Source organism: Sulfurihydrogenibium yellowstonense SS-5 (assembly GCF_000173615.1).
GTDB lineage: Bacteria > Aquificota > Aquificia > Aquificales > Hydrogenothermaceae > Sulfurihydrogenibium > Sulfurihydrogenibium yellowstonense.
Genome location: NZ_ABZS01000024.1, coordinates 1 through 12,638 on the forward strand (window position 1 = coordinate 1; position 12,638 = coordinate 12,638).

The window sequence follows — 12,638 nt, forward strand, 5'->3', positions numbered from 1 at the left end:
TACTTATTTCAAGTAAGTATGCAGATGCAAATCCCCCGATTGGCGTGATTACATTTTTCGTGAATGTTTTTTGAACAAAACCTTTAATCTCTTCTACAAACTTATCAGCCTTTTCTATGTCTACACCAGCATCTTTGTATGTAATCATTTCTTACCCCTATTTTAAAATTTAAAGAAGTATATTAATGCGTGTAAGATTATCCAACTGTAAACACCGGCTAAAATATCATCAGCCATAATGCCAATTCCCATTGGGTATTTTTCTAAGGTTTTAATTGGTGGTGGCTTAAGAATATCTACTATTCTAAAAATTACAAAGCCAAGTAAGAAATACATCAGAGCTTGATTTAAAGGTATGTTTGCTGTATTGATTCCAAGCATAGTTACCATATAGCCGGCTATCTCATCAATGCTTACAAAAGATGGGTCTTTATCATTATACTTTTGACTTACTTCATAAGATGCCCAGATGCCGATAAAAAACACAGATAAAGTAATAGAGATTTGAGCTAAAAGTCCTTTATCCCAGTATAAATAAAAAAACGGTATCGCTCCCAGTGTTCCAACCGTTCCGGGTGCAATGGGAAATTTACCTAAGTAAAATGAAGTGGCTAAAAATAGTGCAATATGGTCTTTTAAACTCATTAAAACTCCGATAAATATTTTAATTTCATTATAACATATACCTTGGATAAGATATTAGTGATTTTTATGAAATTTAGATATGGAGATCCTTCGGCCTTACGGCCTCAGGATGACAGGAAAAGGTTGAATGATAAATATCAGAGATAAGGATAGCCTAAGATGTCATTCTGAGCGAAGCGAAGAATCTCATGATTTTGTTGAATTTCTCACTCGACGTATTATAACATATGAAGCCTTCGGCTTGAATAATATTATATAATAGATAAACAAAATACACTCAGGAGTTTGCAAATGTATCTATGGATAAAAGCTATACATATAATCTTTATGGTTTCTTGGATGGCGGTTTTATTTTATCTGCCAAGACTTTTTGTCTATCATGCAGAAAACAAAGATAATAAAGAGTTTGTTAAGATTGTTAAAATAATGGAAAAAAGGCTTTTTTACGTAATCGGCGTTCCGGCGTTTGTTATTACTCTCATCACAGGTTTAAGCATGATATTTATGAACCCTGAACTTTTTAAATCCGGCGGATGGCTTCATGCCAAGCTAACATTAGTAGCTGTTTTGATAGCTTATTTCTTTCATAATGAATATGTTAGAAGAAAGTTTGAAAAAGATGCATGCGATAAATCCGGCAAATTTTTCAGAATATACAACGAAATACCAACACTATTGTTAATATTAATAGTGATTTTAGTAATTGTGAGACCGTTTTAAGATGCTGGACAAAAATTTCGTAAGAAAAAAGCTTTTAGAGTTTTTGGAAGAAGATGTAGGACACCAGGATATAACAACGGATAATTTAGATACAGATAGATACATAGAAGCTTACATGATAGCAAAAGAAGATGGGATATTAGCCGGAATTGAGTTTGCCAAGGAAGTTTATAATTTGGTAGGTGGTTGTAAGCTTGAAAATTTTGTAAAAGATGGAGTGTCCATAAAAAAAGGAGACATTTTAGCTATAGTCTATGGCAGTGGTAAAAGCATTTTAAAAGCTGAAAGATTAAGCTTAAATATCGTTCAAAGACTTTCCGGAATAGCAACCCTAACAAACAAATACGTAGAAAAAATAAAAGATACAGGTGTTAGACTACTGGACACAAGAAAAACAACTCCAGGATTTAGAGCCTTTGAAAAGTACGCTGTAAAAGCTGGTGGTGGAGATAATCACAGATTTGCACTTTATGACATGGTAATGATAAAAGACAATCATATAGCTTTAGCCGGTTCAATAACAGAAGCGGTAAATCAGATTAAAAAGAAGGTCTCACCGATGGTTAAGATAGAAGTTGAAGTTTCAAGCTTTGAGCAACTTGAAGAAGCATTAAAAAATCCTGTTGATATTATCATGCTTGATAACATGTCTGCCGAAGATGTAAAAAAGGCAGTAAAACTTATTAATAAGTCAAAGCTTATTGAAGTATCCGGAAATATAACAATAGAAAATATAAGAGATTATGCATTAGCAGGACCGGATTTTATATCAACCGGAGCGGTAATTCATTCTGCCAAATGGCTTGATATTAGTTTAAAATTTAAATAAATAGGAGAAAGTATATAACTTGGAGTGAGAAATTAGTGGTTTTTATAGAATTTAAAAAAAAGAGATCCTTCGGCCTTACGGCCCCAGGGTGACAGAGAAAGGTTGATTGATAAGCATTAAAGGAAGGATAGCCTTGTTTGTCATTCTGAGCGAAGCGAAGAATCTCATGTTTTTATTGAATTTTTCGTCCGAAGCATATTAGTTTAAAGTTTAAATAAATAGGAGGATGTAAATGAAAAAACATTTTAAAATTGCAGTTTTGCCCGGTGATGGAATTGGACCGGAGATTATTGACTCAGCGTTAAAAGTTCTTGATGTAGTAGCTAAAAAATATGGATTAACTTTTGAGTACAAATTTGGGCTTGTTGGTGGTGCTGCTATTGATGAGACAGGAGACCCATTGCCATCGGAAACATTAAAGATATGTAAAGAAAGCGATGCAATTTTATTTGGTGCTGTAGGTGGTGAAAAATGGGACAACTTACCAACAGACAAAAGACCGGAGAAAGGATTGCTAAGAATCAGAAAAGAGCTTGAACTTTTTGCAAACATAAGACCGGCAAAAGCATATGAACCTTTATTAGATGCTTCACCGCTTAAGCCAGAAATTATTAAAGGGGTTGATTTAGTAGTTTTAAGAGAATTGACAGGAGATGTTTACTTTGGAGAGCCAAGAGGAAGAGAAGTTAGAAATGGTGAAAGGGTTGGCTACAACACAATGATTTATTATGAACACGAAGTTAAAAGAATTGCTAAGCTTGCTTTTGAACTTGCAAGAAATAGAAGAAAGAAAGTTACAAGCGTAGATAAAGCAAACGTTTTAGAAGTTAGCGGATTATGGAGAGAAGTTGTAAACGAAGTTCATGCTGACTATGCAGATGTAGAACTTGAGCATATGTATATAGATAATTGTGCTATGCAGCTTATCAGAAGACCAAAAGATTTTGACGTGATAGTAACCGGAAACATTTTTGGAGATATTATTTCTGATGAAGCTGGAGCTTTAACCGGTAGTCTTGGAATGCTTCCGTCTGCAAGCATTGGAGAAAGATATGCATTTTATGAGCCAATCCACGGTTCAGCACCGGATATAGCAGGAAAAGGAATTGCAAATCCAATAGCAACAATCTTATCTGCAGCGATGATGCTTGAAATAACATGCAAAGTTCCAGAAGCTGCAAGAGACATAGAAAGGGCAATAGAAAAAGTTCTTGAAGATGGATACAGAACAGGCGATATCTGGTCTCCTGGCACTAAAAGAGTAAACACTGTAGAAATGACAGAAGAAATAATTAAGAGAATAGGATAAAGTTTACACTTTTTTAGAATTTAAAAAGGAGATTCTTCGGCTTATAGCCTTAGGATGGCAGAAAAAGGTTGAATGATAAGCATTAAAGGAAGAATGACCTTGGATGTCATTCTGAGCGTAAGCGAAGAATCTCATGTTTTTGTTGAATTTCTCACCCCGACGTATTTTATAAATTATTTATTGTTAAAGAGAGTCAGATGATGAATGACGTAGAATTTATAAAACTTATAATAATCCTTATCGTAGCATATTTAGTAATGAAATTAGTCGGTCTTGCTTTTAGAATCATTATAAAAGTATTGATATTTATCGGAGTTTTGTATTTAATATTTCATTATTTAACTACACATAGCTAAAAAATGCAAATCTCGGTATATGAAGACAGGAAAATTTTAATAGTTGGAATTCAAGTATCGCTAATAACTCACATTATCTTATACATTTTTCTAAAAATCGTTCCATTTCCGACTTTAAGTGTAGATACTCAAAAACCCATTGAGATTAAAATTGAGGAAATAAGAAAAGAAATAGAAAAAGTAGAAGTCAAAAAAATACCGGTTCAGACAAAAAAAGAAGAAGTAAAAGTTAAAAATCCTATTGTAAATGAAGAGAAAAAAGATCTTCCGGTTAGAAAGTCTCAAGCAAATCAAATAGAGAAGAAAGAGACTACATCAAAAACAACGCCGGCAGAAAAAATTCAAGATAAACCTCAAGAATCTCCTATAAAAAAAGAAACATTAAAGATTGAAGATGAAAATCTAAAACTTTTAAGCCAGATTGGTAAAAATCCGGAAGGGTCTGGGGTACAAAAATCAAATCAAGAAGAAAGTCTATCTTTTGGGCAAAAATTATCAGATATAGATAAATCAGCGGAAGGAACGGCATTAAGCAGAAGTTTATTATATAAGCCACCTCCACCCAAGCTTACATCATCCATATCACAGCCGTCAGTAAAAGCTAAAATATGGATTAGCCCATCCGGAAACGTTGAAAAAGTGGAATTAATTAATATTACAGGAGATGCGGAGATAGATACAGCTGTTATAAAATATTTAAAAAAATGGAAGTTTAATCCATCAAACACAAATCAAACCCAGTGGGCTATTGTGACGGTAAGATTTGGAAAAGGAGAGTAAGATGATAGTAGAGGTTTTTTCTTCAAATAAAAAATCTTTTTTCTTTGCTCTTAAAGAATTAAAAGATAAGATAGATAAAAGATTTGATAGTTATGATTTTCTGATTTTTTCCATCCATCCAAAATATGGCTATCAAGATTTACCTTACTTAATAGAAAAGATATTTCAAACAAATAATTATGCCGGCTTTCATGCCGTTAATACCTTTGAAAATGAAAATATAGTTGAGGGAGTTGTTGTAGCGGTAATAAAATTTGAAAAAGAAGGAAGAATAAATCTTTTTTATGTAGAAGATATTGATAAAGAAGATTCGCTTGAGAAAACTTCAAACTATTTAAATACTTTTAAAGATAAGCTTCATGTAATAATTGGTGGTTTATGTAAAGAAAAATTCGGACTTTTTATTGAAAAGCTTTCAGAAAATCTAAATTATTGGCCTATAAAGAATATAATCGGTGGCATCTCTTCTGGAAATGAAGAAAATAACGAAATGTTAACCTATCAGTTTGTAGACAATATAGTGATAAAAAATGGCTTTTTCATTCTTACATTTGATAATGTAGAGTATAATATTGAAGTAGCTCTTGGTTTTAAACCCTATGGAATTACTTATGAAATTAAAAAAGCTGACGGATACAAACTTTACACCGTCGATGATGGTAAAAATTTTTCTTATATAGTTCAAAACTTTTTAAGAGACTTTGAAAATCCGGATATCAGATATCTATGGTATTGCCCAATAAATATTCTTGATGAAGAAGATGGCTACGTTGCAACTTTAAGAACGTTTAAAGAAATTGGTAAAGATTATGTAGAGTTTTTCGGACAAATAAAAGAAGGACAACATTTTAAACTATCCTTTGCAACGCCAGAAGAACTTCTTGAAGAAGATTTAAAAATTGCAAAACAGACTAAAAGTATTATAAATTATCCAGATTTTGCTATCAATTTTTCATGTATAGCAAGGCAATATGTTCTTGAAGATAAACAAAATCAAGAACCAGAAATTTATACGTCAGTATTAAACTGCCCATTGTTTGGATTTTTTACATTTGGAGAAATAGGACCTGACAAACATTATAAAAAGCTAAAACTTTATAACGAAACTTCATTACTTTTGGCGGTGAAAGAAAGATGAGGGAAGAAGTAAAAATAAAAATTCTTCAAAGTTTACTTGACGAAGTTACTAAAAAATACGATTATTTTATAGCTAACAGAGAAAGAATTTATAAAGAAACATATGAAATGGCAGTAAAAGATTCTTTAACAGGTCTATACAATAGACAGTATTTTGAAGATTTTGTAGTTAAGTTAATTAAAAAAGGATTAAGAGAAAATAGAGATTTTTCAATAATATTTATAGACCTTGATAATTTTAAACCAATCAATGATAACTACGGACATACCAAAGGAGATGATGTCCTTAAAAAGGTTGCAGAATTATTTAAACAAACATTCAGAGATTATGATATTATCGCAAGGCTTGGCGGTGATGAGTTTGTTGTAGTTATTGAAAATCTTCCAAATAAAGACAGAATTGAAGAAGTTAGAAAAGTTTTTGAAGAAGCTTTTAAAGATTTCAATCTTTCTTTCAGCTATGGAGTAGCCAATTTAAAAGAAGTAGAGCCAGAGAGTTTAAATGAAGAAGAAATTTTAAATCTTATGCTAATCTTAGCTGATAGGAGAATGTATGAAGAGAAAATGGAAAGGAAAAGACGGCAGAAATAATTGGTAGTAAGAAATCTATTAAATGAAAGTCCTTAAATGTCAAAGCGATCGATAAGACTGTTCTAAAAATCAAAATTGTCATTCTGAGCGAAGCGAAGAATCTCATATTTTTCTTTTCAAATCAAAAAATCAAAAAAGAGATCCTTCGGCTTACAGCCACAGGATGACACGGAAAGGTAAGCTTACGAGAATTTTGGAACACTCTTAAGCAATCAATAGTGTCATTATAAACGATAACGAAGAATCTCATCCTGGCTTTCAAAAATCAAAAGAGGAGATCCTTCACTGTGTTCAGGATGGCAAAGGAAAAACAACGTCATTCTGAGCGATAGCGAAGAATCTCAGTCTTTTACCTCTCACTTTCTTATCTTCTTTGAAAGAGAAGATTCTTCAGACCAAAGTCTTCAGGATGACAGCCAAAGGGTGAATGATAAACTCAAATTTTCACTTCCTTGACTAAAATCAAGCAGTATTTAAAACTGCTTTTTTAACTTTTAAAAATTCTTCTATCTTGTTTACCATGCTGTTTACATCTAAACCTAAATCTCTTTCTAATAGCTCTACCTTTCCATGTTCAATAAATTTATCCGGAATGCCAAATCTTAAAACTTTGTTAGAATAACCATTATCAATTACAAACTCAGCAACTGCTGAACCAAAGCCACCGTTTAACACTCCATCTTCAGCGGTTATCACAAATTCATGAGTTTTTAAAAGTTTATTTAATAAATTTTCATCCATTGGTTTAATGAATCTTGCATTAACTACTGTTGGATTAAATCCTTTAAGTCTTAACTGTTTTTTAACTTCTAATGCTCTGTAAACATACTTTCCAACTGCAAGAATTGCTATATCTCTTCCTTCGTCTAAGATTTCCCAGCTTCCTATTTCAATTGTATTAAAACCTTCCATTTTTACACCGTACCCCGTACCTCTTGGGTATCTTAGAGCAAAAGGTCTTTTGCTGTTTAATCCTGTATAAAGTAAATCTCTAAGCTCTTGCTCATCTTTTGGGGAAGCTATAATCATGTTTGGAATTGGTCTTAAAAAAGCAATATCAAAAACCCCATGATGAGTTGGACCGTCATCACCAACTAAACCGCCTCTGTCAATCGCAAAAAATACAGGTAGTTCTTGAAGTGCTATATCGTGTATTACTTGGTCGTAAGCCCTTTGTAAAAAGGTTGAGTAGTAAGCTGCAACAGGCTTAAAGCCTTCAAGTGCAAGCGCTCCTGCAAATGTTGCTGCATGCTGTTCTGCTATTCCTACATCAAAAAATCTATCCGGAAACTTTTCTGCAAACTTTACAAGTCCAGAACCTTCCCTCATTGCAGGTGTAATGGCAACGACCTTATCATCTTTTTCTGCAATCTCTACTAATGCATCACCAAAAACCTTGCTGTAAGTTGGCAAGTTTGATGATTTATTAAACACGCCGGAGATTTTGTCAAAAGGAGATACTCCGTGGAATGTGGTTGGATTTTCTTCTGCATATTTATACCCTTTTCCTTTTTGAGTAATCACATGGAGTAAAATCGGACCTCTCATCTGTTTTATATTTTCCAAGGTTTGTTCCAAATCAAACAGACTGTGTCCGTCTATTGGACCGACGTATGTAAACCCAAGCTCTTCAAATATAAGTCCCGGAGCAAAAAGCCCTTTTGTATACTCTTCTATCTTTCTAAATATTTTTACACCTTGCTCTCCAAAGATTTTATTGATAGCTTCTTTTAATTTTTGTCTCGGTTTTTGGAAAACTTGCTTTGTGATTATCTTATTAAAGTAAGTATATATAGCACCAACGTTCGGAGATATAGACATTTGATTATCATTTAAAATTACTATAAACCTTGATGGGTCAAGCCAGCCAGCATTGTTTAATCCTTCAAAAGCCTGACCAGCAGTCATAGCCCCATCGCCAATAACAGCAATGGTATAAGCATCATCTTTTTTTAAATCTTTTCCAACTCTAAAACCAAGTGCAGCTGAAATAGATGTACTGCTATGTCCAGTTCCAAAATGGTCATACTTACTTTCTTTTATCTTAGAAAATCCAGAAATTCCTTTATACTGTCTTAATGTTCTAAACTGTTCTTTTCTATCTGTAAGAATTTTATAAGCGTATGTTTGATGCCCTACATCCCATACGATTTTGTCTTTTTCAGGGTCAAAAGCCATAAGTAGAGCAACGGTCAATTCAACAGTTCCAAGTGATGGTCCAATATGCCCGCCATTTAAAGATGTAACATCGATAATATAGCTTCTTATATCCTCACAGAGTTTTTCGATCTCTTCTTTATTTAAATTTTTTAAATCTTTATAGTTATTTATTTTTTCTAACATGGGATAATCTCTCATATCAAAGCACCTCTCATATAGGTAGTGAAGTATATATTATACATATTTATATAGTTTTCAAATATGCTTAACGTGAAGCGTGATAAATGATAGATGATTTTAGTAATTAACTTTTTAATTTAAATGAGAATTTTCTAAAATTCCTGCAAGTTTTACAATGCATGTGTAAATAAAGCATACCTTTACGCCATCCTGATGACTTTAGTCCGGCGTTCTTATCATTTAAAAAATGAGAAGATAGAAATCGAGAAGCAATAGGTAAAAAAATGGAGGGATTTTTTTAGACGGCTGCAGAATGAAAATGAAAAGGTTAATTAAATTTTAGACTTAGTTAAAATTTGAAAGTACTTTCTATTACTTTATATTTTAACCTTTCAAGCTTTTATTTAATTGATTGAATTTCTCTAATCTTTCTTGCAAGTTCTCTAATTGCATCTATTTCACTGTATCCTTTTTCTACAAGCTCTCTAACAAATTGTGCTTTTGCCAAGGTGTTTAATTTTTCTACTATATCACCTGATACTTTACATTCTTGAGGAGAAGGTTCGCCATTTTTTAGAGTCTCATTTATACACATTTCAATTTCTTCTGGTGTAAACTTTTTCGCAATATCTTTTATCTCTTTTAAATTCATTTTTATTTCCCTGTCAATAAATTTTGTATAATATTACATTAATAAAATCATGGTAATTTTCCATGAAAAAAAGCATAATTCTGAAGGTTTTTTAAATTGGAAGCGGTTATCGCAATAACCATAGTTTACTTTTTAATCTCCTTTCTTACAAATACAATTAAACGAAAGGATATTTTTATCATATCAGCTATTTTAATATATATTATAGATTATCTGCTCAAATATAAAGGAATAAATTTTGATATTTCATCTTTATTCTTTTTGTCTTTAGTATTTCATGCAAAATTCAAAAAAGAGAATGTTAAGATACTATTCATTGTCATCGCTTACTATATCAGTTTAACACTGATTGTTAATTTTTTCCAAGATTTCAAATCTATAAAAGCTTTTTATTTTTTAGGATTGGTAGTTTTAAATCAAAACTCCCAAACCATTGAAAAAATTTGGCTAAGTGTTATCTCTGTATCCATTATTTTAAGTTTAATAAATTTAAATTTCTTTAGTTATGGTATTGCTTTAATTTTACTATTTTTTGTGTATTTAAAAATTTTAGAGTATAAAGAAAATTTGGAAGAAAATCAAGAGGAGTTTAAGAAGAAAATTGCAAGAACAATAGAGATAGAAGTAAAAAGAGAATACGAAAAACTTGAGCTTAAATTACAATTAGCTTACAAAAAATTAAAAGAGTTATTTAAGCTTAATACTTTTATTATAAAAGAGATTTCTTTGAAAGAAATGGTTCAAAAAATTGTAGAAGGTTTAATAGATTTAGGATATGCAGGCGCATACATATATATTTCAAATGAAAATTTATCTAAGAAAGGAGGCTTTATCCCAAATTTAAAGATTATCACAGAAGAAATGAAAGATAAAACTACCGTCTCAACTTTCGAAGATGAAAAGCTAATTTATATACCTTTGAAAGATGAAAAAGGTCTTTTAGGTTATTTGGTAGTTTATTCTAAAACTTCATTAACACCGGAAGAGATTGAGTATTTGATTACATACGCTAATTCTATCTCAAACATTATTGCGAAAACAAATTACTTCTTGGAAATAGTTAAATTAAGAGATTTAATTTATAGAACTATAGAAGCTGTGAATATAGGCATTGTAGTTTTAGACAGAGATTTTAATATAGAAATTTTAAATAATTTTGCAAGAAAGTTTACAAGCCATGAAACTACAATTAACAAAAATTTATTTGAAGCTTTCCCATTTTTTGACTCAATAAAAGTATATTTAGAAGATGTCCTTTATACAAAAAAAGAGTTTGAAACAAAAATCAAAGATCAAGCATTAAACCGAATTTTCGAGGTAAAAGCCTTTCCAATCTCTTCTGAAGAAACATTAAACGGTATGGTTATTGTTTTTGAAGATGTTACAGAAAAAGAAGAAATGGAGAATCAAATTATACAGTCGGAAAAGCTTGCAGTTATTGGTAGATTGGCTGCCGGTATTTCCCATGAGATAAAAAACCCATTAGCAATCATAAATCAAAGTGCTTTTATGGTAAAAAGAAGAATTCAAAAATTATGTTCGAATGTTGACAATATTGATAGTATTTTAGAATCGATTGAAAGGATTGAAAGAAATGTAATTAGGGCAACGGATATAATAGAAAGATTATTGAATTTTTCCAAGCCATATTATACAAAAGCTGAAAAAGTAAATCTTAGGGAAGTTATTGAAGAAGCAATAAAATTAGCTATACTCCAAGCACAAAAAAGTAATATCTCATTTTCAAAGAAATTGATGGATGCTTATATAAAAGGTGACAAAAATGCATTAATACAACTATTTATTAATTTAATTTTAAATGCAATAGAAGCTATAGAAAATAAAGGTAAGATAACAATAAAAATAGTTCCTTTAAAAAGAGAAGGAAATGTGAAAGTTGTAATAAAAGATACAGGAAAGGGAATTCCGGAAGAAATAATGGATAAGATTTTTGAACCATTTTTTACAACCAAAGAAAAAGGGACAGGGCTTGGTCTTGCAGTAAGTTATAGAATTGTTCAGGACCATGGTGGTAAAATGTTAGTCAATAGTAAAGAAGGTGAAGGAACCGAATTTATTTTAATATTTCCAACGTACAATGAAGAAGAGGGCGAATGATGGAAAGGGGATATATTTTAGTTGTAGATGATGAAGAAGATTTGTTGGTATCTTTTAAGGAAATATTAGAGGAAGAAGGATATAAAGTAGATATAGAATCCAACCCTGTTAAAGCTGTAGAGATGGTAAAAAATAATGATTATGACCTTATTATTTCTGATTTAAAAATGCCAGGTCTTGCCGGTAATGAATTTCTAAAAGAAATCAGAAAGTATAATGATTTTGTAAGCTTTATTATACTTACAGCCTACGGAACCGTTGATACAGCAGTGGAATGTATGAAAAATGGAGCATATGATTATATATCTAAACCTGTGGATTTTAATGATGAGAAGATTTGGAAGCTAATAGAAAGTGCTGTCAAAAAGACTAAAGCAATTAAAGAAAGTCAGTACCATAAATCTCAATTAAACATCATTAAGTCAAGAGATAAGTTTAAAAATATAATAACGATTAATCCATTAATGCAAGAAATTATTGATTATTCAATAAAAATCGCAAACTTTGATTTTACTGTACTTGTATATGGAGAAAGCGGTGTCGGTAAGGAACTTTTCGCAAGGGCAATACACGAAGCAAGTCAAAGAAGAAACAATGCTTTTTTACCGGTCAACTGTGCTACTATCTCTAAAGATGTTATGGAGTCAGAATTCTTCGGAGCTAAAAAAGGAGTATATACCGGTGCGGAAAACGATAGGCCGGGTATCTTAGAGCTTGCAGACGGTGGAACAATTTTCTTAGATGAAATATCTGAGCTTCCATTAGACCTTCAAGCAAAATTTTTAAGATTCTTGCAAGATAAGGAAGTTAGAAGAATAGGTGATGTAAGTGCTAAGAAAGTAGATGTAAGAGTCATTGCAGCAACAAACAAGGATTTAAAGGAATTGGTAAATCAGGGAAAGTTTAGAGAAGATTTATACTATAGATTAGAGGGTATAAAAATAGAAATCCCCCCAATTAGAGAAAGAAAAGAAGACATTCCCGTTCTTGCTTATTACTTTTTAGAAGAGTTTAATAAAAAATACAACACAGATGTTAAAGGTTTTTCAAAAGATGCATTAGAAGTGCTTATAAATTATTCTTGGCCTGGGAATGTAAGGCAACTTCAAAACGTTGTAAATGAAGCATGTATAATCGCTTTTGCAAAAGGACAATTTATAG

Annotated in this window: 12 protein-coding genes; 9 read left to right on the forward strand and 3 right to left on the reverse strand. The window is 31.5% G+C overall.

Features of this window, described 5'->3' with window-relative positions:
* Positions 1-162 precede the first annotated feature (162 nt).
* Complete coding sequence (locus SULYE_RS01705; RefSeq protein ID WP_007545895.1) at positions 163-645, reverse strand: phosphatidylglycerophosphatase A family protein; 483 nt, start codon at positions 643-645, stop codon at positions 163-165.
* 291 nt (positions 646-936) lie between these two features.
* On the opposite strand from SULYE_RS01705, the gene hemJ reads away from it, so the two are divergent.
* From hemJ to SULYE_RS01735, 7 genes are all read left to right on the forward strand, one after another.
* On the forward strand, positions 937-1,365 hold the full coding sequence (gene hemJ / locus SULYE_RS01710; RefSeq protein WP_007545896.1) for a protoporphyrinogen oxidase HemJ: 429 nt from the start codon (positions 937-939) through the stop codon (positions 1,363-1,365).
* Between the two features lies 1 nt (position 1,366).
* Positions 1,367-2,194, forward strand: a complete 828-nt coding sequence (gene nadC, locus SULYE_RS01715) for a carboxylating nicotinate-nucleotide diphosphorylase (protein WP_007545898.1) — start codon at positions 1,367-1,369, stop codon at positions 2,192-2,194.
* 232 nt (positions 2,195-2,426) lie between these two features.
* Positions 2,427-3,503 carry a 3-isopropylmalate dehydrogenase gene (gene leuB / locus SULYE_RS01720; protein ID WP_007545900.1) on the forward strand — a complete coding sequence of 359 codons (1,077 nt, stop codon included), beginning with the start codon at positions 2,427-2,429 and terminating at the stop codon, positions 3,501-3,503.
* Between the two features lie 200 nt (positions 3,504-3,703).
* Positions 3,704-3,859: a hypothetical protein gene (locus SULYE_RS08305; protein WP_198001789.1), complete on the forward strand. Its 156-nt coding sequence runs from the start codon at positions 3,704-3,706 to the stop codon at positions 3,857-3,859.
* A 3-nt stretch (positions 3,860-3,862) separates the two neighbouring features.
* Positions 3,863-4,639 (forward strand): TonB family protein, encoded by a 777-nt coding sequence (locus SULYE_RS01725; protein WP_007545902.1) that lies wholly within the window; start codon positions 3,863-3,865, stop codon positions 4,637-4,639.
* 1 nt (position 4,640) lies between these two features.
* Positions 4,641-5,777, forward strand: coding sequence for an FIST C-terminal domain-containing protein (locus SULYE_RS01730; protein WP_007545904.1), 1,137 nt, complete (start codon positions 4,641-4,643; stop codon positions 5,775-5,777).
* A complete protein-coding gene (locus SULYE_RS01735) occupies positions 5,774-6,367 on the forward strand; it encodes a GGDEF domain-containing protein (protein WP_007545906.1) in 594 nt (197 codons plus the stop codon). The genes SULYE_RS01730 and SULYE_RS01735 overlap by 4 nt, the downstream gene beginning before the upstream one ends.
* A 462-nt stretch (positions 6,368-6,829) precedes the next feature.
* On the opposite strand, the gene dxs is transcribed toward SULYE_RS01735, so the two are convergent.
* Both dxs and SULYE_RS01745 read right to left on the reverse strand, forming a co-directional pair.
* Positions 6,830-8,725: a 1-deoxy-D-xylulose-5-phosphate synthase gene (gene dxs / locus SULYE_RS01740; protein ID WP_007545908.1), complete on the reverse strand. Its 1,896-nt coding sequence runs from the start codon at positions 8,723-8,725 to the stop codon at positions 6,830-6,832.
* Between the two features lie 382 nt (positions 8,726-9,107).
* The gene (locus SULYE_RS01745; protein WP_007545910.1) at positions 9,108-9,359 is read right to left on the reverse strand and encodes a DUF6952 family protein; all 252 of its coding nucleotides are present in this window, start codon (positions 9,357-9,359) and stop codon (positions 9,108-9,110) included.
* A gap of 96 nt (positions 9,360-9,455) precedes the next feature.
* On the opposite strand from SULYE_RS01745, the gene SULYE_RS01750 reads away from it, so the two are divergent.
* Positions 9,456-11,477 carry a two-component system sensor histidine kinase NtrB gene (locus SULYE_RS01750; protein ID WP_007545912.1) on the forward strand — a complete coding sequence of 674 codons (2,022 nt, stop codon included), beginning with the start codon at positions 9,456-9,458 and terminating at the stop codon, positions 11,475-11,477.
* Positions 11,474-12,638 (forward strand): sigma-54-dependent transcriptional regulator (locus tag SULYE_RS01755; RefSeq protein ID WP_043989025.1); only part of this gene is annotated, 1,165 nt, incomplete at its 3' end. The genes SULYE_RS01750 and SULYE_RS01755, both read left to right, overlap by 4 nt.